Genomic DNA, 21,432 nt, shown 5'->3' on the forward strand with positions numbered 1-21,432 from the left:
TGGGGCGCGTGATATCCATCCGTCGCGAATATCCGCCCCATTGTACCGGAGGTGCTCTCGCTAAGACAGACTCACAGAGTCTGGATAAGATCAAAGCGCTGGAATCGCTGATCCAGATATGGCGCCGGTTTCCGCGCAGCCATTGATCCATCAGGATCGCGGCCAGTTGCCGACCCTTCCCTGCCCCGGTGCCGTCGCCGAGGAAGAAGCCTCGCCGGTAGATATCGCCTTCGGCATGCGGCCGAAGCTCAACGCCCTTCTCGGGCACGATATAGCGACCCGGCAGATCCTGCGATGTTGCGTCGAGCACGTGGACCAGCGTTTCAAGCTGGGCGGTGCTGAGCAGGCCTTGCTCGATGACCTTCCTCGGCAGTTTGGGAATGACGCTGGGCGCGGGCAAAGCAACCGAGGCCATGGCTGCGGACTCCACAAGCGGGCTCGGATGCGCGGAGCCGATGGGGAAGACCAGTCTTTGCGGGCGGAAGTCGGTGTAGATACCGACATCCTGGCCGATCTCCGCAATATCCTCGCGCAGCGTATAGGGAAGGTCCATGGCTTCCATCCCTCCGGCATCGGATCGCACAACCGGGCGGGCAACGGTGCGCGGCGCGCTGAAAGCCTTGAATAGACCTCCGGACGTAGCGGGTTTCGGGGCCACGGTTCGCGTAACTTCCGTGAGAACCTCTGCGCAGCGCGCCGGGGCCTGGGTGATGTGGGGCGGAATATCGCGCAGCGAGTTCCTGTTGATCACCGATGTCTCGAGGGATCCCGGCACTTTATCCACCACGAGCAGGCGGATCGGGATCGACGCGCCATGTTTGGTGAAGGCCCCCTCCACACGCAGGTGCAGGCAGACATGACTTCCTTGCAGAACCCGCATGAAGGTCTCGCGACCCCTGCCGTGATTGGAAAATCCGTCGGGCATGACTGCGACCAATCGGCCGCCGGGGCGAAGGGCTGCGAGCGCGGACAGGAGATGGCGTGCTGCCGCATCGCTGTCGGCATGACCCGATGCCGAGCGGGCAAAAGGCGGGTTCATCACAATGACGCTTGGCCGATTGGTGGTGTGGCTGGCAATCCGCGCGGCGTCGAAGCTGGTCACGGTGGCTTGCGGGAACAAGGCGGCAAGCGTCTCGGCGCGCAGAGGATCGATTTCGTTGAGGTACCGCCCCTTGCCCGCGCCAAGCCATTGGGCCAGCATTCCGGTTCCGGCGCTGGGTTCGAGCACCACATCGTGCGCTTCAATAGCGGCCAGATGGCCCATGATCCAACTAAGGGCCAGCGGTGTCGAGAAATGCTGGAGAGCGACCTGCTCCTCGGATCGCACGGTCTGGGTTGGGAGGCGTGCTTCCAGTTGCGTGAGGAATTCGATCGCAGCAACCGTATCTGCAGGGAAAGACATTTCCCGCAAAGCGAGGATGGTAGCAACTTCCAGCATCTGGAAGCTGTCGCGCTGGGTCCAAGTACCTTCAGCTGAGCTTGTTCCAAAGGCTTCGGACATGGCCTGATTGATGACGGGGCGAGAGATGGCCTCGTTGTCTGAAATCAGCGGCGCGATCCGATGCGCAGCCTTAATCAAAGCAGTGATTGCGGGTTGAGGGGTGGCTGAGAGTGTCACGGTGAAGGTCCTTTCGATCTGAAACTGGATCGAAAACCTCCCCTCCCCCTCTACTTTTGCCGCTTCATCGAAGCGAATAGTGCGCCGCTAGGCGCAGGCCAGAAACTATATATTTGTAATATAACACTTTATTATTCTTTCAGATTCAGCTAGACGCAATTTTCACCCTATCACTGCCCGCCTTGCTGTTTTGAATGTTTTTTGCCATACACTGCAACAACATCATTCAAAGTTCGCGAACGGGGAACATTATGAATTCAGTCGTCGATCAAATTGGCGATCTGGCTGAGGCTGGCGAGAAAATGATCGAGCGCTTGCGGCGCAAGGCCTTTCTGCCAGACAGTCGCAAAGGTCTCAACGTTCGTCTTGGTATTGCCGAAGTAGCGCAGTTGCTGGGCTGTTCGACGAATCGGATCCGGATGGCCGAGGATGACGGGCGCCTCCCGCCTCCCCCTGCTGGCGAAACTGGGCGACGACTAGGCTATACGATGGAAGACCTGCTGCATATGCGCGAAGTGCTCGATGCCTCGCCAAAGCGCGGGCCGGGTGATGCGCCCGCCATGATCGCAGTCCAGAATTTCAAAGGTGGCGTCGGGAAATCGACGGTCACGACACATTTGGCCCATTATTTTGCGATCCATGGCTATCGGGTACTCGTCGTTGACTGCGACAGTCAGGCGACCACCACCACCCTTTTCGGCTTCAACCCACATTTCAATATCACGCGCGAAGAAACGCTCTACCCGTATCTTTCGATCGATCCGACACAGACAGACCTCCTCTATGCGGTCAAGCGCACGCCCTGGCCCAATGTTGATCTGATCCCGTCGAACCTTGAACTCTTCGATGTGGAATATGAACTAGCGGCATCGGGCGCCGATGGGCAGGCCGTCTTGGCAGCGCGTTTCCGCAAATTGAAACAAGGCCTGCTCGACCTGGCCAGCGATTATGATGTGGTCATTCTCGACCCGCCCCCGGCGCTTGGCACGATCAGCTTGGCCGTGATGCAAGCCGCCAATGCTCTGCTAGTGCCGCTGGCAGCAACAACCCCGGATTTCTGCTCGACCGTCCAGTTCCTCTCGATGATGGACCAGGTGATCAGTCAGTTGAACGAAGCGGGCATTGCCGTGGACTATCAATTTGTCCGGCTTATCAACTCAAAGTTCGACGCTAATGATCCTAGCCATGCGATGGTCCGCACGATCATGGAACAGACCTTTGGCCCAGCCCTGTTGCCAGTACCCATTCTGGAATCGGCGGAAATCAGCCATGCAGCTTTGCGGATGATGACAATCTACGAGTTGGAGCGCCCGATCGGCACGTCCAAGACCAACAAAAGGTGCCGGGCTAATCTCAACGAGGCGCTTGGACAGATTGAGCAATTGGTACGAACGAATTGGGGGCGCGTCGCTCCTGTTGCAGAGGAGGAGTTGATCCATGGCGCGTAAACAATCGGACTATCTCAACGCCCTGCTCGCAGAAGATGATGCTATCGAGACGCCCGCTTCGCCTACCCCGGTTCAGGAAGCCCCCTCCCCGACCCCTGCGCGTGAAAGGTTGCGCGGTACGACTTTGCTCGGTCGTGAAAGCGCCCTTGCCCGCGTGGCCAGTGGAGAGGTCAGGCAAGTCACGCAAATGTTGCTCGATCCAGCGCGGGTGCGGGTCTGGCCGGGTAATGCTCGTTCCTATGCTCATCTTTCCGAGGAAAGCTGCCGTGAACTGATCGACTCGATCATTGCTGAAGGCGGCCAGAAAGTGCCCGCTGTGGTTCGCCGGATAGAGAATGATCCGGCCCATGATTACGAGGTCATCGCTGGAACGCGCCGGCACTGGGTAATCAGTTGGCTTCGGGCCAACTCGTATCCGGATATGCAATTCGTAGCTCAGGTCGCGGTGCTGGACGATGAAGCGGCCTTTCGCCTTGCCGACATCGAGAACCGGGCCCGCAAGGACGTTTCCGACCTCGAAAGGGCTCGCAATTATGCCGAAGCGCTGAAGGCTCATTATGGCAATCACTTGACTCGTATGGCTGAACGTCTGCGCGTTTCAAAGGGCTGGCTGTCGAAGATGCTCAAGGTTGCGGCTGTGCCCGAAGGCATTTGGGGGGCCTTTGCTTCGCCCGCCGATGTCCTGCTTAAGCCTGGCTATACTCTGGCCCAAATGCTGGATGACGCGTCGACCGCGCAGGCAATTTTGGCCGAAGCCAAGGCATTGACCAAGGAACAGGCCAGTAGGCGCGAGCGCAACCTTCCCTGCTTGAATGCTGCTGAAGTCATGAAGCGCTTGCTGGATGCACCAAAGGCGGGCCGCGAAAGCCCCCCTCCCCTGTTCAGTTGGTCAACCTCTATTGGACGCCCTGCCCTGACAGTCCAGTCCGCTAACCGTCAGGGCGCAACCATTCGCCTCCATGCTGGTGCAGGCGCCAGCACGGATGATTTAGTTGCCGCGTTCCGTGCAGCGCTGGAGTCGCTGGAAGAGCAAGGCAAGGCACCGCGCAAATAGCGCTGATGTTCAAGCATAGGTCTGGAGGATGTTTCCCCGGGGAAACATCCTCCGTCGCCCTTTTTACAAAGACACAGATATGACTCGTTCCCGCAAACCTTCCGGCGATAAATCGGCTGAACAGTTCGACCTGTTCCTGCCCTATATTGCCGACCTGCCCATGCGCGATCAGCGCGAAATGATGGAGCGCCCCTTCTTCAGCCTCGCAAAAACCAAGCGCGTCAAGTCGATAGATTATACCAGCCCGGACGGCAAACTCTGGGTGAATGTCTCGGCCAATCCGTCGTTTGGGATGGCCACAATCTGGGATGCCGACATCCTGATCTATTGCGCCAGCATTCTGGCCGATATGGCGCGCCGGGGGATCAACGATGTCCCGCGCAAGCTACATATCATGCCCTATGACCTATTACGTTCTATCGGACGTCCCACCACTGGCAGAGCCTATGAGTTGTTGGCTCAAGCCCTAGACCGATTGGTGGCGACCACGATCAAAACAAACATCCGCGCCGAGAACCGCCGCGAAGCAACATTTAGCTGGCTCGATGGCTGGAACCAATTGGTCGATGAGAAGACCGAGCGTTCACGCGGGATGACGATCGAGTTATCCAACTGGTTCTGGGAAGGCGTCATGATGAAGGGCGGCGTTCTCTCGATCGACCGAGCCTATTTCGACATTACTGGCGGACGGGAACGGTGGCTCTATAAGGTCGCCCGTAAGCACGCGGGTGGGGCGGGAGAAACTGGATTTGCCATTTCCATGCCTGTGCTTTTCGAAAAGTCCGGCGCAGAAGGACAGTATCGCCGCTTCAAATTTGAGATGCTCAAACTCGTCGAAAAAAATGACCTCCCTGGATACGAGTTGGCGGTAGAGCCCGGAAAGACGGGCGAACCGAATATAAGAATGAAGCGCGTTGATGGGAAAGATGGGGCTACTGACGCCCTGCCCTCGCTCGCACCAAGTGTCGAACGATCAGCCTTAGTTGAAAACTCGCATATCGAAGATGTTTCCCCGGGGAAACATTCGCCCAAAAATCCAGTTGCCTCACCCACAGATCAAATCGATGCCCGGCAATTGATCAAATCTACGGTCGTTGGCCTCTCAACCGCTGCAACCCGCGGCTTCATGACAGACGACACTATCACCTATCTGCGCGAGAAATGCCCCGGCTGGGATCTTTATACATTGCATGCCGATTTTGAGCGATGGGTAGCATCAGATCCCGAACGAACCCCTGCTGACTGGCAACGGGCCTTCATCGGCTTTGTGAAGCGTCATCACGACCAGCATCGAAATATGACACGGCCCTGATAAAGGCACTGATAAATATGCGGCCATGGCACTTCGAACAAGGATCATGGCCGCAAAGCACCCTGGCATTTCGTGCCGTTTTGCAAATTTCTGCTGCATTTGGCAGCTAGAAGCTCAATATCAAAGATGGTTAGCAGCGACGCATCGGAGTGATATTGGCCGCCGAGCATCAGATAGCCGCGGCTGCTTTTTGCCGCGAGTGAGCACTGTCAATGAGCCTGCTCCTCTCCCTAGTCCGCAATTTGACAGAACTTTTGTAAGCCTAGCGCTGAAGCGTGCTGTTCCTGAAGTGTCGGGCGAGGAGCGATCCAAGTTGAACTATCGGCGCACTCTGACTTCGCAGAATCGGCATTGAACGTTCTCTAGGCTCAAGGCGAAAAAAGTGATTCAAAGCAGGCGCTCCAAACCTTAGATTGCCGGAAGCATCGACACTCTGGGAACAGAATTTTGGTCAGAATGCCTCGCTGATCACCTCATGCCCGGAATTATCGACACTCTAGGTACACTTCAACGTCACATCAGGAACGCCCCATTCAACACATCAGGAACGCATCAACGATCTTTCAGGAACGTGCAGTTTCACCGACTCAGCGGAAATCCACGAGTCTTCAATTGCCCCCAAGCCCCTAACTTTTCTAACAGATCTAAATAACCCATCTAACCGCCCAGAAATCTCTTTAGATCCTGATTTTTTGATGTTTCCCTTCGAGAGTGCAATTTTCGCTAGGCATCGTTGATAGTACTTTGATCCCCAGCTACTCCGAACCTGCGATACCCGACCACTCACCCTGAAAGGTGAGTAAGAATGAAAAATCCCATTTTGGCCAGCTTGGCCGTATTCGCAACGCTGACTGGCCCAAGCCAAGCTCGAACGATCAGCTACCTCGATTTTCAACCGCCGAAGCAGGTCCAGCCCGCCCTCGACGAAAACCTCGTCGACGATTTCCATAACTGGGCCAGTGCGGCCACGGAGCGGGTAGACAGCCAGATTGCTCTGCCAACCCAATCCAATTGCACAGCATCCCACTGGAAACCCCTGGGTCTCAAACCCGTCATCGAACTTCGTCGCGCGCGATACTTTCCAGCGATGGTCTACGCAGCCTGCGCTCACGGCATTCCCGTCGATCTCTTTGATGCCCTCATCATCCAGGAAAGCGGCTACAGCCCCCTTGCGCAAAGCAACAAAGGCGCTGCAGGTCTCACCCAACTGATGCCCGACACCGCAAAGTCGCAAGGCATTACCAACGTCTGGAACGTCGACCAGAACCTTGCCGGCGGCGCGCGCGTGCTCAAAGCCCACCTTGCAGAATTCGGCCGCTACGATCTTGCTCTGGCTGCCTACAACGCAGGCCCCGGCCGCGTGCGGCCTCGGCATTCCGTCCCCGCCATCACAGAAACTCAGGCCTACGTCTCCGCAATCCTCTCCCGTCTCGAACGCAATGCAATCCATCGGGAAAATATGGCGCTGGCCGACCGTCAAAATGACCGCCTCCACGTGATCGCCTTCTGACACTGCGCTGCTGACAGCTCGGGCGCCCTGCGCATCGCAAAGATCGTGTGTCCAAGATTGAGATCCCCCGTCCGAGCCTTGCGGCAAAGCCCGGCAAAATAGGCCGTCGGGCTCGCCTTAATCTTGCCATCGAGCGATCGCTCGGCTGTGAGCAGCAACATGAGCAGCGCAGCCAGCCCGCCAAAGGCGCCCACCGCCTGCTCAAAATGCCGTAATGGCAGCCCAATCGCCGGGCACAGCATCCGGATCATCGCCGGCAAATCGCGTTGCCGGTTCCCGGAAAGCCGGACGGAGGTCGGGAAGAGGGTAGGGATCTCGAGCACGCTAAAACCCACCAGTTCAATTCCAAACGCATCGTAGATTTCTGAAGGATCTGGCAAATGCGCGGACCTCGCCGGAGATGGGCCGCCCTGGCCGCTTTCACGCTCTGCCGCGCCGCTACTTACAATCTGGTTTGATTCCGGATTGTATATGGGGAGGGGGATTTCCCCCTGTTGGAGGGGGGAAGTATCCCCCTCCTGGCTGTCGTTTTCCACAGCCCGCCAGGCGCAGAGACAGTCATGAAGATTGCGGCACTGGCCGCGCAACTGCGCCAAAGCGGCAACCTTGCTCACGGAGGTCGCAGCAAAGACCTGTGCCAGATCCTCGGCTTGCTCTTTGAAGGCTATGATGGCGGGGCAGGGGAGGGCAGTTTCGATCATGATATTCGCCTCGGTCAGGAGTTCGCGGATTTCGCCGGTGAGTTGGCGCCGGTCACGCTGCAGGGTGATCTCGGTGTCGAGCAAAGCCTCGAGCGCATCGATGCCAAGAATGAGCGGCGCCAGACTCCAGCCGCTGCCAATGGCTCGTTCCTCATCGGTGCCGGCAAACAACACCCGGAAGGATCGCCGGCCATTGGGACGGGGACGGTGCAATGCCACCAGCCCATGGCGAAGCAGCGGGGCGACGGCCTCGGCAACATCAACGACCCCAAGATATTCAGCCAAACAACGCAGCGATGCGCCCAGGATCGGCCCGGTCGGACTGGCCCAGTCCTGCGGCCGCGCGCAGAATTTGGCGAGCGCCAGCAGCCGTAACCACTGCGAGCGTGTCACTACCGTATTGACCGTTCCCCGTATCGCCAGTTGCTCGAGCACGCGCAGCACACGCTTCCTGAGCACGGCGCCCACCGCCTTGCGCTCTTCCAGCAAGGAGGGGCAGGGGTGGCACCGCAGGGCCTCCTCGACCTCGCTGCCATAATCCACCTGCTCGGCGCGGCTCGCGAGCTGGAGAGGTAGGGCAGGGGCCTCGTGCAGGCACAGAGGGGCAATCCCGCCGACGAGGTCGCCGACAGGCTGTCTTGAGGCAGCAGTCATTCATTCGCTCCTTGTAGGGACAAGGAACGGGGGGAGGGCGAACGCCATCGCTCGGCGCCGAGGAGACGCCGGCATGGGTTGTAAAGAGGAGGGAGCGTCCCTGGCTTCAGCCAGTCCGATCAGGGTCGTAAGGTGGCCAACGCTAACTCGGAAGCGATCCCGATAAGTCCGGCCCCTGGCCGGGTTTTCTTCTGCCCTGCAGCCCCGCGTCCTTCAATCCAGTGTCATGTTTGGGAAGGGGAGGGGCAGCGCCGCACTCCCCGGCATAAATATGGTCTCGGAATTGGTCACCAGCGGCGCCCCGCCGCCGGCGACCTCAAGAGCATCCTAAAAATCCCGAAAATTCTCCCGGGCCATTTCGACGCGCTGATAATGCATCAGCATCTTTTCAAAGAGGCGCTCGGCTACCGCGTCGTACACGACCGGGCGCATCGGCTCGATGATGTCGTAAAGCTGCCGCCCACGAGATTTCCAGATCGCGGCAAAAGACTTGAGGATATTTGCCATGTTGGCAAAGATTGGGCTGCGGTAGGCCTCTGCGCCATGTTCGAGGCCATAGGTGGCAAACAGACGATGCGCGTCGATCTCGAGATAGTTGAGCAGGCGCTCGACCTCGGCGTAGCTGAGCGCGCCTTTCTCCAACCGCTCACGGAAACCCGTGCGCTTGCGGATAATTCCTTCACGATAGAGCGCGCGGGCCGTCAGATCGCGCCGGTCGATTTCAGCTGCGATGATACCGCCGCAATGACGCTTGAGCGTATTGGGATCGAAAAGCGATTCCCCGGCAATCCTCAGGGCCTGGATATCTTCAGGCAGCGTTTCACGCGCGCACGGCTCCGCGCCGTTGAGCGGGACAGGCTCAGCGTTCATAATCCCCCACTTTCAATAGTATAGGTTTTGCTTGGACCGGTTCGTTAGAGGAGCGCGGCTTTGCGATTCAAGAGTTAAAATTTGCAAAGGGTTAGCGCAGGATGGCGCTATTCCGCTTGAAGACCGACTGGATGGCCATGGTCATCATGACGCTTGTTTGAGGCCTGAATGGTGCTTGTTGGACAGGCTCGCGACGAGCCTGAATCTGCCCGTCAAAGGTGCGGACGGAATGGGTGAGCCAATGCTTCCGTGCATTCGATTTCCGAGCATTTATGGCGGAATTTGAAAGGCTTATCTATATCCAATGAAATATAGATTGCGTCCTGCGGGCGGCTCCATGGCCCATCGGAAAAACCGAATTTACCGTGATCTATGGGTCTGCCAAAGCGGCCAATCACCGCCTTGCCAGTGACCGCCATTTATAAGAAATGACCCTCGGCTCCAGAAAATCTGGTTGATGAAGTTAAATAGAATATCCACAGAAAATAAGCCTTTATGGGTTTTCTATAGACAGCCGTGGCACCGGAAACGCGCCCAGTGTGGACACCAAATGAATGCAGGTGGCACCCTGTAGGGAGCCACCCTGGAGCATAATCTTCCCATTTGATTCGAATGATCACTTTTCTGATTCGCGATGCCTTTTCCGGCGCTTGGATCGAGCGGCAATTGCGCCTTCAACGGTGGCGACGCAACTGTGAGCGTCAGGCTCAATTGTGAGGCTTATCGATGAACAGACACAAGATCGCCGCTCTCCTCGAGCGGCATGGTGACAAGGCGATGGTGGCCGCAGCCATAATGGCAGGCGCGGCCGTGCTGGGGGCCGATGCGGCCATGGCCGGCACGGATGATACATTCACCACCGCGCTCACCATGTTCACCAATTTCCTGCAGGGCTCAGGCGGCAAGATCATCACCGTGCTCAGTCTTGCGGGCGGTATCGTCGGGCTGGCCTCGGGCCGTTTCTCATTGGGACAGGTCGCCATTCCCGTCGGTGTCGGCGTCGGGGCAGGCACCGGCATTCCCATCGTCACTTCGACGGTGACCGCGACGATCTAAGGCGCCTGTTTGCCCGGCCGGAGGCCGATGTCTTCCTGCTCCGCATTCCTGTGCTGTCAAAATGGTCGGGGACGATGGTCTGACCCGATTTCTTCGTCCCTGTCTCCCAGGCCTGCCGGTCTTTTCCCATCCCGCCTGGCCGGCAGGCCGCTCCTTACGGGCCACCTTTTACGGGCCTCGTTCGGGGCCTTCGACGCCTCATTGGTTTTTTCGCATCACCGGTTGCCGGGAGTATCTCATGATCAAATATGAAATCGCCCGGCATCTCGATGATCCCGAACTCATCGGCTTTTGGACGCTCGATGAGTTCCTGGTGATGGTGGCGCCCTTTGTCTGGGGGGTGATCAGCGGGCATATCGTGATTGGTCTATCCGCAAGCGTATCAACGTGGTTTGGGTATCGCAAACTTAAAGCCGGACGTTCCATGTCCTGGATAATCCACGCGGCCTACTGGCATCTGCCCGGTCCGATTTTCGGGCTCAAAGTGTGTCCACCATCCCATCTGCGCGTCATGGCGGGCTGAAATGGATCTCAATCTCCATCACCGTCAGGCCCAGCAGGTCCTCAAACAACGCAACGCGCTCGCGATCGCCGTGCTGGTGCTCACCGTGCTGCTGGTCGCGACCTTTTCGGTCGCTTCGACGCGCGAGCGCGAGGTCGTGCTGATGCCGATCGGGCGTCAGAGCTTCACGCTCTCCTCCAAGGGCGTGTCGCGCGATTATCTCGAAATGGTGACCCGCGACACGGCGCTGCTCGCACTCAACCGATCGCCCGAAGGCCTGCACTATTGGATGAACAGCCTGCTCGAGATCGCCGACCCGCAAAGCCGGGGCGCGCTCAAGGTCTCGCTGCTCAAGATCTATCAGGAGCAGGCAGGCTCGCAGATTTCTCAGTTTTTCACGCCCGACTGGATGGAAGTCCACCCCGAGACGCTGAGCAGCGAAATCGGCGGCACGGTCCACACGATGGCGGCCAATAAGGAAGTAAGCGTGCAACACCGGACTTTCCGCTTTGCCTGGTCCTACAATGGCATTTCCTTGAAATTGCGCAGCTTTGGCGCTGTGGTCAAAGCCGAGCCCGCGTCGTGAGGGCGGGCTTTCGCAAGATGATGGCGGTCGCTGATGCCATGTCACGCCAGCCCACACGCCGCCCGGCCATGCTCGCTGGTGGCATGATTGGCATGGCCCTCATGGCTGCATCGCCTGCCCGGGCGGGTGATCAGAACCTACTCGCGCTCGACAACGGCACGGTGCGCTGCGAGGCGTCCTTGAAGGACCTGACCCGCATATCGCTCAAAGGCGACAAATTCGCCTCGGTCTCCAAAATCCAGACCGGCAATCCGGGCGAGGAATTCCAGATCGTCAATGAGCCGATCCGCGGCGATATCTATCTCTCGGTGGGCGATGGCTTCAAAAAGCCGATGCTCTCCTTCTTCGGCATTACCCAGCGCGGCCATGTCTATAAATTCCTCTGCGCGGTCGCCGGCGATGAGGCCAAACAGGTCTTCGTGGCCAATGCGGACGCTGAGCAGGGCGACAAGGTTGCTGCGGTCCAATTGCCTGTTTCCATGAACATCGGTGACAAGGCCGCGCATCTCATTAAGGCGATGTACGAGCAGGCCGCTGTCGAGGGTTTCGAGCAGGACTGGCGCCCGCTCACCCCGGTGCAGGTGGGCGCGCTCAGCGTCCAGCTGATCGGCCTCTATCGCGGTGCTGCGCTCGTTGGCGAAATGCTGCGCGTCGAGAACCGCGGCGAGAGGCAGGCAGACCTTACCGAAGAGCAGATCGCTCCCAAAGGCGCCCTCGCGGTCTCGATCGTCCATCCGCGCCTTGCGCCCCATGAGGCGACCACCGTCTTTGTTGTCGAAGCTCCGGGAGGCCATGCGTCATGAAGCTCTTTGGCAAGAAGCGCGGCGAGGCCGGCACGAATGATCCGGGCGCGAGCGATCCGGCTACGCAGAGCGGCGCGGGCGCCAGCGACAATCTCGATCTCGCGCGCAACACGCGCGCCCAGAAGCATCAGGCTTTGGCGCTTTATGCCGCGCTCGGTCTGATGGCGGCAGGCGGGATTTCCTATGTGCTGGGTTCCAATGACGCGGAGAAAGAGAAAGTCGCCAAGCTCCAGCAGACTAGGACCAAGATCTCGACCGACGATATGGTCGGGCGGGGCCTTTCGGAAAAGGAATGGATGGGCCTTTCGCAGGGCCAGATTGACAGCCAGGGCCAGCAGATCAAGAGCCTTGAAAGCCAGACCAGCCGTCTCGATCAGCTGCAAAAGCAGGTCGAAGCGCTCTCGGCGGAAAATTCCGGCCTCAAACAGGACGGGACGCAGGTGCTGCAGGCCTATTCGGCCGAGAACCGCAATCTGAAAGCCGAGATCGACGAACTCAAAGCCCAGCAGCAGCGTCTGGCGAGTGCCGGTCCCAACCAGTTCTACGGCGCGGGCGGCCCGGCCACCTATCAACGCGCGCCCGGCTCGCCACTGAACTCGCCCGCTTCGCAGCCGGCGGGCGCTGCCGCCAATGGTGCAAGCGCGCCCGTCGGCGCGGGTAGTCTGGGCGGCGCCCATGAAATCAAGCTGATTACATTTGCCGGCGAGGGTGCTGGCGGCACCGCTGCTCGCATCGAGAAGGGCAAGACCCAGTTCACTGACAGCGAGAATTACCTGCCGCCCAATTCGATTGCGCCTGCCACCGTGGTGGTGGGCGTCGATGCGACGACCGCGGTCAAGAGCCAGCACGATCCCTTGCCGGTGGTGCTGCGCATCACCGGCCCGGCGCGCTCGGTCTATAGCGAGGGCAAATTGCAGCGCACAAATCTGACCGGCTGCATGGTCAATGGCGCTGCGATGGCCGACCTTTCTTCGGAAAAAGTCTATGTCAAATTGCAGCGCATGACCTGCCCGCAACCGGGTGGCCGCATCGCGGTCAGCGAGGTCAAAGGCTTCATCGCCTTTGGCGGCAAGACCGGGGTGCGCGGCCATGTGGTGAGCCGCGCGGGCAATCTGGTCAGCAAAGCCTTTGTCGCCGGGATCTTTGGCGGCGTCGGGCGCGGGGCTTCGACCAATGCGAGCGCCTTTCTCACCTCGCCCACGGTCAGCGTGAGCGGCACGCGCTCGACGCTCTCGCCCGGCGATATTGCCACCGGCGGGATCGGACAGGGGCTCGCGTCCAGCGCCGATATGGTCTCGAAATATCTCATCGAACGGGCCGAACAATATCAGCCGGTCGTCGAAATGCCGACCGGGATCAAAGTCGAGGTCGTGTTCCTCGAAGGCACGTTCATCCGCAATTGATGGAGCATTCTATGCGTGGATTGTCACTCGCGCGGGCCCTGGCTGTGCCTGCGCTGCTCGGAATTCCGGGCGTTCCTGCCCTTCAGGCCAAGGCTACGGTCCGTGCCTCGCCCAATGCTGCGCCCAATGCAGCAGTCGCCAAAGCCCTGCACCAGCGCTTTCCCCAGACAAGGGTCGGCAAGGTCGACTGTCAACTGGTCGCAGGCCTGTGCGAAGTGCGTGCGGGCGCCAATATCTTCTATGTCGACCGCAGTGCGCGCTACCTCGTTATCGGGCGGGTCTATGATCTGGAAAAGCGCCTCGATCTGACGGCCGCGAGCCAGATGGCGCTCGGGCCGCAGGTGTTGATGGCGAACAGCGTGATGCGGTCCGATAGCGGCGCGGGCGAAGCCGACACTGGCCTCGCCGCCAAAGTTGAGCGCAATGCCGGCCCTGCGCTGGGTCGCGGTGTCCCGGCCGAGAAGGCCGAAGGCCCTCCCGCGCCTGATAGCGCCCCCGATAAAGTCTCGCTGGCCGGCCTTCCCGCCAGTGGCGCGGTGGTCTGGGGCGGCAGCGGAGAGGCGGTGACGGTCTTTTCCGACTTCCATTGCTCCTATTGCCGCTTGCTGCATGGGACTTTGAAGGATCTCGGCGTTCGGGTCGAGGAGCGCCCAATTTCGATCCTGGGCACGCGGAGCCTGTCCGATGCGGTGCTCTGTTCGCCCGATAAGGCGGCGGCGCTCGAGCGCGCCTATGCGGGGGAGGCGGTCAGCGCCAAGGCGTGTGACACGGCGGGCCTCGATGCCAATGAGGCTTTTGCCGTCCGACACGGGTTTTCAGGAACGCCGGTGATCGTGCGCAGCGATGGCGCGGTGCTGCGCGGCTACCGTCCGCGCGAATTCCTTGCCGTCTGGCTCAAGGCCTCGCGGCCATGAGGAATGTGACCCTTACGGGCCACCGCGCCCAAACGCTTCTGTTGGGAGGGGCGCTGGCGCTTACTGCGGGTTGCTCGGCGGTCCAGTCCAATGTGCGCGGCGGCTTTGCCTGCGGCGCGCCGGGCGGCACCTGCGCGCCGTCGACGACGATCGATGATGCAGCGGTAAGCGCCATCCATCGGAGTGAGCGCGCGCAGGCATCGGCGCGTGACAAAGCTGATGGGCCTGATCTGGTGCTGGCCGACGACGCCGCGCCGGAGGAAGACGCGATCCTCGTTAAGGCTTTGCCCGTCTCCCGGCGCAACCCGTCGGCGGATCGCGGGCCGCCGCCCGGTCCTGCGCTCAAGGTTGTCTATCCTGCGTATCAGGACCGCAATGGTGAGATTCATCCGCGCCGGCTCGCCTATGCGCTGGTTGATAGCTCGGCTTGGGTGGGCGCGCTCAGAGGGCGCGGCCACACGGGGGATTCAGCCAATCCGCCAATGCCGTTGGACGGCCTGCTTGGCGCCGCGCTCCATGCCCCGCCGTTTGGCGCGCTGGAGTTTGTGCGCGAGGATGGCAATGTTCCGGCAAACCGGCCATCGGACCTTGGCGAAGGGCAGGTGGCTGACGTGGCCCCGGTTGTCTCGCCCGCTGCGGCAGGATCACGCCCGGCAGTAAGCAGCCCTGCAACCGGCAACGCCGGTGGCAAGCCTGACACCACGGTGGGCGGCAAGGTGGTCAACCCGACCGCACAGATCGAAGCCGAAGTCTCCGCGATGCTCGCGCGGCGCAAGCCTGCGAGCGCGGGCACTTTTTCCGGCAAGGTGGAGTAGCCCCAAATGTTCTCGCGCCTTTTTGAAATGATCACCGGCGACGCGCGCCTGCCCGAACGCAAGGCAGCGATTGGCGATGTACCGATGCTGGCTGATCGCATCGGCTACCGCGCCTATGATCCCGACAAGCAATTGTTCCATCTCACCCAGTCCAAAGGCTTCATCCTCGAGATCTGCCCCCTGAACGGTGCTGACGAGCGGGTCGGCGATATTCTGACCACGATCTTTGCCGATCAGCTGCTTCCCGGCAGCGAGTTTCAGGTGATCAACTTTGCCTCGCCCCGCGTCGCAGAAAACCTGCAAGGCTGGGCGTGGGAGCGGGTCAAGGCGGGCGGGGTGTTCGATCGGCTCGCGCGCTATCGTCTTGATCTGCTGCGCGGCGGGGCCTGGCAGAGCCTCGCCAGCGATGGTCCCTTTGTCCTGCGCAATTTTCGCGTGCTCCTGAGCGTCGGCGCGCGTGAGGGGGCTGGGTTGACCAGCGAAGATCTCCTGCAAATGCGCGAGGGGCTGATCTCGGCGCTTGATTCGATCGATGTGGCAAGCCGGATCCTCGATCCGACTGATCTCATCCGCTATATTGACGATCTGCTCTGCCCCTCGAGCGGGGCGGGCGATGACGTGCCCGACTGGTCGCCGCGCGATCCGATCAACGAGCAATGCGTGCGCCGCGATCTCGTCACGCGGGTCGACAAGGACCGGGTGGTTCTTGAAGCCCCTTCTTTGCGCGCCACCGGCGAACTGGTCGATGGCATGCCTGAACTGGCCGATTATGCGCCCGACCGCTTTGATGTGCGGACCTTTGCCGTGCGCCATTGGCCGCGCGTCTGGACGCCCTGGGATGCGACCCGCGTCGTCGGCGATCTTTTCAACCCCAAAATGTGCCTGCCTTGCCCTGTGGTGCAATGCCTCTCCGGAATCATGCCCTCGCTCGAAAGTTCGGAAACCAATGCGGGCTATAAATTTGCCCGCACGCGCTCGCTCGCTGACGGCACCGGCGCCAAGCTCGTCCCCTCCATCCGCACAGCGGCCGCCGAATGGGAACATGTCCAGCAGCAGGTCCTGCTCGGGCAAAAGCTGGTGCAGATCTATTACTGCGTGACCATGCTCGCGCCGATGGGCAAGGGCGATACTCATGCCCGCACGATCAAGGCGCTTTACAAAGCCTGCGGCTGGGATCTGGCGGATGAGACCTATCTCCATCTGCTCGGCCTGTTCGCCGCTATGCCTTTGCTGCTGCCCGACGGCCTGTCGAGCGACCTCAGACGCTTCAAGCGGCTGCGCAAGGTCTTGTCCGAAAACATCGCCGCGCTTGCCCCCTTGCAGGGTGAATATAATGGCGGGCCGATCCCGCATCTCCTGCTTGTCGGGCGGCGCGGGCAGCCGCAATATTGGTCGCCCTTCCAGAATGCTTCGGGCAACCACAATGTCGCGATTGCCGGCAAATCGGGTTCGGGCAAATCGGTGCTGCTTCAGGATCTGACCGCCAGCCTTGCCGGGGTGCGCGCCAAAGTCATCGTCATCGATGATGGCCGCTCGTTTGAACATATGGCGCTGGCGCTGGGCGGACGGTTCACCGAGTTCAACATTGCCGCCGGCATCTCGATCAACCCGTTCCGGATGATCGATGCGGCACTCGCCGGCGAAGATGAGGATTATCTCGTCGATTGCCTGGCGATGCTCAAAGCGATCATTGCCCAGATGGCGCGGTTTGAGGACCGGCTGAATGACACCGAGCGCGGTCTCATCGACAAAGCGGTCAACACGGTCTGGGCGGCCTCGGGGCGCGACGGCACGGTTGATCAGATCATTGCCGTGCTGAGCGACGAGGGCGATCACCCGCTGGCGCGCGATCTGGCGCTCGGGCTCCACCCTTTTTCTGCGCAAGGCACGTATGGGCGCTTCTTTCTGGGCGAGGCCAATCTCGATCTCTCGGCCGATCTCACCGTCTTTGAACTCTCCGATCTGGCCTCGCGGCGCGAGCTGCGCAGCGTGGTGCTGACCGCGATCATGTTTGTCGCTTCGCAAGCGATGCGCAAGCTCGACCGGCAAATTCCCAAAGCGCTGATCATCGATGAGGCCTGGCAGATGCTGGTGGGCGGGGCGATGGCCGATTTTGTCGAGGCCTATGCGCGCACCTGCCGCAAATATGGCGCTTCGCTGGTCACCGCGACCCAGTCGGTCAACGACTTCTACAAATCCGCCGGATCGCAGGCTGCCTTTGAAAACTCTGACTGGGCGCTGCTGCTCCAGCAGAAGGCCGAGAGCATTGCCGATATCCGCAAATCTGCACGCTTCGACATGAGCACCTATACCGAGACGCTGCTCAGGAGCCTCAAGCGTCAGGGTTCGGAATATTCCGATATTCTGGTGCGCGGCCCCGATGGCGAATTCGTCGGGCGGCTGGTGCTCGATCTTTATTCAGCCACGCTCTATTCCTCGAGCCCCAAGACTTTTCAGCGGATCGAGGCGGCGGTGGCCGCAGGGTACGGCATGGCCAACGCCATCGAGATCGTCGCCTTTGACCGGGATCTGGCCGGGGAGGCGGCGGCATGAGGTTCACGCCTATCCAACCCCCGCGCTGGGGCGCGGCTGTTGCGCAAGGCATCCAGCTTGCTGCCTGGCTTGCTTTCAATCTGCTCGCCGCTTTGGGCTTCCTCGCGCTCGCCGCATTGGCGATCGGCAGTTTCACGCTCGATGGGCTGATGCTGCAACTGGCCAACCTTGCGACCCGCTATGTTGCGGCCAATGCTGCGCGGCAGGCACAGTTCAACGAAATCCTGATCGGCGCCTTTGGCGTCTCGGTGCTGATCTTCAGCCTGCTGCGCAGCGGCAGCGCGCTCGGCATTCTTTTTCCGCGGCAGAGCGTGGCACGCCATGGAAACCGTCCATGAGCGTGCCAATGGAAGAGCTGCCCCAGCCTGAAATCGAAGCACCCACGCAGGCGCTCGTCACACCGGTCCCGCCCGCAACACCCGCGCCTCCCAGCGATACCGGCCTCCTTGCCCGCATAGTGGCCGGCCAGCCTCTGCGCCGCTGGTTGCTGCTGACAGGGGCGGGCGCCGTCGCGGTCTGGGGCGTCTGGACGACGAGGCTGCTCGTCGAGCTTGCGCGCGAGCGCCACACGCTGGTGCAGGTCCGCCTCTCGGAAATCGTCGGCGACTATGTCCAAAAGGCCACACGTTCGAGCCTGCCGCCCGAAGAAGTCAGCCGACAGACTGCGCGCTTCCTGAAAGTCCTGAACGACGTGGTGAGCGAGCAGGGCAGCGGGCGGCGGATCGTCCTGCTCGGCAATGCGGTGGTGAGCGGCGAGCTTCCCGATATCACGCAGGAGGTGAGCGATCAGGTCTATGCGCGCGTGTCGCGTCCGATCCCGGCGGCGGCTGTGCCCGCACCTGCGCCAGCAGGCGATGTGGCGGGGCAGATGCGACAGTATATCGGCAGCGACGGTGCTGCCGCTACCGCCTCGGCCCCAGCCTCGCCAGGAGACGGTCGTGTCGAGCCTCGCTGAGCCGATCTCCCTTCCGGTGAGCAGGCGCTGGCGCCGCCGGTTGCTCGCGCTGGCGCTGGTCGGCGCAAGCTTGGCCGCCTGGCAGGGGCTGCGCGACTGGAGCCGGCATCACGGCCTCTTCATCAATGCGAGCGCCTCGCTGCCCAATTGGGCCTTTCTGGTCGAGCTGGGCCGCTTTCCGGCGCGCGGCGATGTTGTGCTCTTCGACCCTGGCCGCGATCCGCTGGTCGTCCGTCATTTTGGCGCCGCACCTCGCCCCTTTGCCAAGATTGCTTACGGCCTGCCCGGGGACTTGATCACCCGGCACGGCGAGGAGGTGGCGGTCAATGGCCTACCGGTCGCGCGGCTCAAACCCTTCACAAGGCAGGGCGAGGCGCTGATCCCTGGCCCATTGGGAGTGGTCCCGCGCGGCTGTGTCTTTGCCGCGAGCCCGCACCGCGATGGCTTCGACAGCCGCTACGCTGTGATCGGCTTTGTCTGCCGCGACCGCTTGCTCGGCACCGGAAAGGCCATTCTGTGAGGGGGCGGGGGGCCCTTTCGCTCCGGCGGCTCGTTGGTATGGTTGGGTTTGGTGCGCTCAGCCTGTCGGCTCCTGCGGCGATGGCCAGAGATTACGGCAAGGCCGGTCCGACCTGGCGCATTGCCGAGCCCGATCTGCTTGAAGTGATCCGCGCCCGTCTTCTCCGCGCCCAGAGCTCAGGCGAATGGGCGCGGATCAATCACAAATTTGCGACCCTTGCCGAGCAGCAGGTCTCGCGCCCCAAGCCTGTCGCCGGGATCGGCCACGCCCGCGAAAGCCGCCAATGGGATTATGATCCGACGATCACCATCGCCGATGATATCCGCGACACGCGCGGGCGGTTGATTGCCGCGAAGGGCCAGCGCTTCAATCCGCTCGACCATTTGCCGCTCAGCCACGAACTGGCTTTTATCGATGGCGACAGCGAAGCGCAGCTGCGCTGGGCGATGGACCTTGGTGGCGGCGGGAACAGTGGTGGTGCCAGCGGCAGGGATGGCGAGGATCAAAAGCGCGGTGCCAGATCTTCGTCCGGGCTGAGGAAATCCTCTGATCGCATCTGGATCGTCATGGTCAAAGGCTCGCCGATGGAGCGCATGAAGGCACTCAAAAGGCGCTTCTATTTCGATCAGGCGGGCGAACTCACCGCGCGCTTCGGCATCGAACATGTCCCCGCGCTGGTCCGCCAGAAGGGCAGGGTGCTCACCATCACCGAAACCGCACTGCCCGAGGAGGGGAAACCATGAGGCGCTTCTCACTGGCAACGTGCCTCACCACCCTGCGTGCGAGCCTTGCCCGCCATCTGCCCGTCCCGCTCGCGGCGCCGGAAAGCGTGGGCCTTGCCGCAGCGCGCCGCCGGGTGATCCTCGCATTGCTGCTGCTGGCTTTCATTGGCCTCGGTGCTGATGCGCTCTGCGCGTGGAGCCCGCTGCTGACGGCGGGGTTGGTGGCAGGGACACTCACCTTCCTAGCGCTCCAGACCCCGCTGTGGCTGCGGGCCAAGGCGCGGGCTGACCATGAATGGCTGATGCGGGAGCCCGGGGAGGACGAGAGCGATGACTAGGTTCCTCGGCAGTCTCATCGCCTTCCTGCTGCTCGTTGCCGGGCAAAGCGCGCAGGCGCAGGTCAATGCCACCTGCCATGGCCATTTCCCCAACCCGATCACCGATGTCTGCTGGGGCTGCTTTTTCCCGCTGACGATTGGCCCGGCCACGCTCTGGGGTTCCGAGCGCGCCGATGCTTCGGACAATCCCGTGCTGCCGATATGTCTGTGCGGTTCGCCGATCCCGCGCATCGGGCTTTCCTTCGGCTTCTGGGAGCCGGTGCGGATGATCGATGTCACCACCAAACCCTTCTGTTTTCCCAATCTGGGCGGGCTCAAGCTCAATCCGGGTCTCTCGCTCGGCAATGGTCAGGTCAAACATGCTCAGATGAAAGGCGGTGGCGGGCAGTTCTCGGCCAATCTGCAGGTCCATTATTACGTCTTCCCGCTGTTCTATCTCCTTGAACTCCTGAATGACTTTCTCTGCTTCGAGCAGGCCTCGTTTGATGTCGCCTATCTCTCCGAGATCGACCCGACCTGGGGCGATGATGCGCTGGCCGCTCTGGTCTATCCCGAAGGCGCGCTGTTCGCCTTTCCGATCGCGCAGGCGGCCTGCGCTGCCGATTGCGTGGCGGCCACCGCCCATCTGCCGCTCGACCAGCTCTTCTGGTGCTCAGGCTGCAATGGCGCGATGTATCCGCTTGCCGGCAATATCGGCAATGCGGTGACGATGGAGCAGTCGATGCGGCTCGCGGCCGAACGCATGGTCTATAAGATGCACCGCACCGCGCTCGCCTGGGGCACGATGGGAAGCCGGGGCCTGTGCGGCAAATATGTGATGCCGATGCTCAGGAAGCAGCAATACCGGCTCCAGATGATCAATCCTAACCCGACAGTCTCGGGCCGGGAGGCTTGCTCGCCGCTCGGCGGTTCGACCGCGCTCCCGCAATCGGGCCATACCTATCCGGTGGTCGGCGAGGATGTGGGCTATCTGCTGTGGCGCAAGCGCAATTGCTGCGCGCGAGCGCCGTGACGGCGCAGAAAGGAAATATGTATGTAGAACAACATCATATCCTTTCAATCGTCTTGCTGACGATTGACCGGTGGCTGCAATGCCAC

21 protein-coding genes are annotated in these 21,432 nt (G+C 61.0%); 18 read left to right on the forward strand and 3 right to left on the reverse strand.

All coding sequences use genetic code 11. The features are described from left to right. A partial coding sequence (locus BGP00_RS23495; protein WP_292925909.1) for a strawberry notch-like NTP hydrolase domain-containing protein occupies positions 1–1,618 on the reverse strand: 1,618 nt, incomplete at its 3' end. A gap of 251 nt (positions 1,619–1,869) precedes the next feature. Between BGP00_RS23495 and BGP00_RS23500 the strand changes: the two genes are divergently transcribed. The 4 genes from BGP00_RS23500 to BGP00_RS23515 all read left to right on the forward strand — a co-directional run bounded on the left by BGP00_RS23500 (position 1,870) and on the right by BGP00_RS23515 (position 6,942). Beyond that, positions 1,870–3,066 carry an AAA family ATPase gene (locus tag BGP00_RS23500; protein WP_292687715.1) on the forward strand — a complete coding sequence of 399 codons (1,197 nt, stop codon included), beginning with the start codon at positions 1,870–1,872 and terminating at the stop codon, positions 3,064–3,066. Next, positions 3,056–4,120: a ParB/RepB/Spo0J family partition protein gene (locus BGP00_RS23505; protein ID WP_292687718.1), complete on the forward strand. Its 1,065-nt coding sequence runs from the start codon at positions 3,056–3,058 to the stop codon at positions 4,118–4,120. Before BGP00_RS23500 ends, BGP00_RS23505 begins: the two co-directional genes overlap by 11 nt. Before the next feature lie 79 nt (positions 4,121–4,199). Further along, positions 4,200–5,432 carry a replication initiator protein A gene (locus tag BGP00_RS23510; RefSeq protein WP_292687720.1) on the forward strand — a complete coding sequence of 411 codons (1,233 nt, stop codon included), beginning with the start codon at positions 4,200–4,202 and terminating at the stop codon, positions 5,430–5,432. 805 nt (positions 5,433–6,237) lie between these two features. Further along, complete coding sequence (locus tag BGP00_RS23515; RefSeq protein ID WP_292687722.1) at positions 6,238–6,942, forward strand: lytic transglycosylase domain-containing protein; 705 nt, start codon at positions 6,238–6,240, stop codon at positions 6,940–6,942. Here the strand turns inward: BGP00_RS23515 and BGP00_RS23520 are convergent. Together BGP00_RS23520 and BGP00_RS23525 are read right to left on the reverse strand one after the other, a co-directional pair. Next, positions 6,909–8,297, reverse strand: a complete 1,389-nt coding sequence (locus tag BGP00_RS23520) for a hypothetical protein (RefSeq protein ID WP_292687724.1) — start codon at positions 8,295–8,297, stop codon at positions 6,909–6,911. The genes BGP00_RS23515 and BGP00_RS23520 overlap by 34 nt on opposite strands. Positions 8,298–8,624: 327 nt before the next feature. Next, a complete protein-coding gene (locus BGP00_RS23525) occupies positions 8,625–9,167 on the reverse strand; it encodes a hypothetical protein (RefSeq protein WP_292687726.1) in 543 nt (180 codons plus the stop codon). 726 nt (positions 9,168–9,893) lie between these two features. On the opposite strand from BGP00_RS23525, the gene BGP00_RS23530 reads away from it, so the two are divergent. The 14 genes from BGP00_RS23530 to traU all read left to right on the forward strand — a co-directional run bounded on the left by BGP00_RS23530 (position 9,894) and on the right by traU (position 21,346). After that, the gene (locus BGP00_RS23530; RefSeq protein WP_292687728.1) at positions 9,894–10,223 is read left to right on the forward strand and encodes a hypothetical protein; all 330 of its coding nucleotides are present in this window, start codon (positions 9,894–9,896) and stop codon (positions 10,221–10,223) included. A gap of 238 nt (positions 10,224–10,461) precedes the next feature. Then, the gene (gene traL / locus BGP00_RS23535) at positions 10,462–10,746 is read left to right on the forward strand and encodes a type IV conjugative transfer system protein TraL (RefSeq protein ID WP_292687730.1); all 285 of its coding nucleotides are present in this window, start codon (positions 10,462–10,464) and stop codon (positions 10,744–10,746) included. 1 nt (position 10,747) lies between these two features. Next, positions 10,748–11,311, forward strand: a complete 564-nt coding sequence (locus BGP00_RS23540; protein ID WP_292687732.1) for a type IV conjugative transfer system protein TraE — start codon at positions 10,748–10,750, stop codon at positions 11,309–11,311. A gap of 92 nt (positions 11,312–11,403) precedes the next feature. Next, positions 11,404–12,114, forward strand: coding sequence for a type-F conjugative transfer system secretin TraK (locus tag BGP00_RS23545; protein ID WP_292687754.1), 711 nt, complete (start codon positions 11,404–11,406; stop codon positions 12,112–12,114). Then, on the forward strand, positions 12,111–13,517 hold the full coding sequence (locus tag BGP00_RS23550) for a TrbI/VirB10 family protein (RefSeq protein WP_292687734.1): 1,407 nt from the start codon (positions 12,111–12,113) through the stop codon (positions 13,515–13,517). Before BGP00_RS23545 ends, BGP00_RS23550 begins: the two co-directional genes overlap by 4 nt. Before the next feature lie 11 nt (positions 13,518–13,528). Next, positions 13,529–14,431: a DsbC family protein gene (locus BGP00_RS23555; protein ID WP_292687736.1), complete on the forward strand. Its 903-nt coding sequence runs from the start codon at positions 13,529–13,531 to the stop codon at positions 14,429–14,431. Between the two features lie 5 nt (positions 14,432–14,436). Further along, positions 14,437–15,246, forward strand: coding sequence for a hypothetical protein (locus BGP00_RS23560; RefSeq protein ID WP_292687738.1), 810 nt, complete (start codon positions 14,437–14,439; stop codon positions 15,244–15,246). 6 nt (positions 15,247–15,252) lie between these two features. Further along, positions 15,253–17,799 (forward strand): DUF5934 domain-containing protein, encoded by a 2,547-nt coding sequence (locus BGP00_RS23565; protein WP_292687740.1) that lies wholly within the window; start codon positions 15,253–15,255, stop codon positions 17,797–17,799. Continuing rightward, entirely contained in the window at positions 17,796–18,137 is a 342-nt protein-coding gene (locus BGP00_RS23570) for a hypothetical protein (RefSeq protein WP_292687742.1), read from the forward strand. Before BGP00_RS23565 ends, BGP00_RS23570 begins: the two co-directional genes overlap by 4 nt. Beyond that, complete coding sequence (locus BGP00_RS23575) at positions 18,134–18,754, forward strand: TrbI F-type domain-containing protein (protein ID WP_292687744.1); 621 nt, start codon at positions 18,134–18,136, stop codon at positions 18,752–18,754. The genes BGP00_RS23570 and BGP00_RS23575 overlap by 4 nt, the downstream gene beginning before the upstream one ends. Further along, positions 18,738–19,274 (forward strand): S26 family signal peptidase, encoded by a 537-nt coding sequence (locus tag BGP00_RS23580; RefSeq protein ID WP_292687746.1) that lies wholly within the window; start codon positions 18,738–18,740, stop codon positions 19,272–19,274. Before BGP00_RS23575 ends, BGP00_RS23580 begins: the two co-directional genes overlap by 17 nt. A gap of 143 nt (positions 19,275–19,417) precedes the next feature. Then, complete coding sequence (locus BGP00_RS23585) at positions 19,418–20,017, forward strand: type-F conjugative transfer system protein TraW (protein ID WP_292925911.1); 600 nt, start codon at positions 19,418–19,420, stop codon at positions 20,015–20,017. Continuing rightward, positions 20,014–20,334, forward strand: coding sequence for a hypothetical protein (locus BGP00_RS23590; protein ID WP_292687750.1), 321 nt, complete (start codon positions 20,014–20,016; stop codon positions 20,332–20,334). Before BGP00_RS23585 ends, BGP00_RS23590 begins: the two co-directional genes overlap by 4 nt. Then, positions 20,327–21,346, forward strand: a complete 1,020-nt coding sequence (gene traU, locus BGP00_RS23595) for a conjugal transfer pilus assembly protein TraU (protein ID WP_292687752.1) — start codon at positions 20,327–20,329, stop codon at positions 21,344–21,346. The genes BGP00_RS23590 and traU overlap by 8 nt, the downstream gene beginning before the upstream one ends. Positions 21,347–21,432: the final 86 nt, after the last annotated feature.

Source organism: Novosphingobium sp. 63-713 (assembly GCF_001898925.1).
Lineage (GTDB): Bacteria > Pseudomonadota > Alphaproteobacteria > Sphingomonadales > Sphingomonadaceae > Novosphingobium.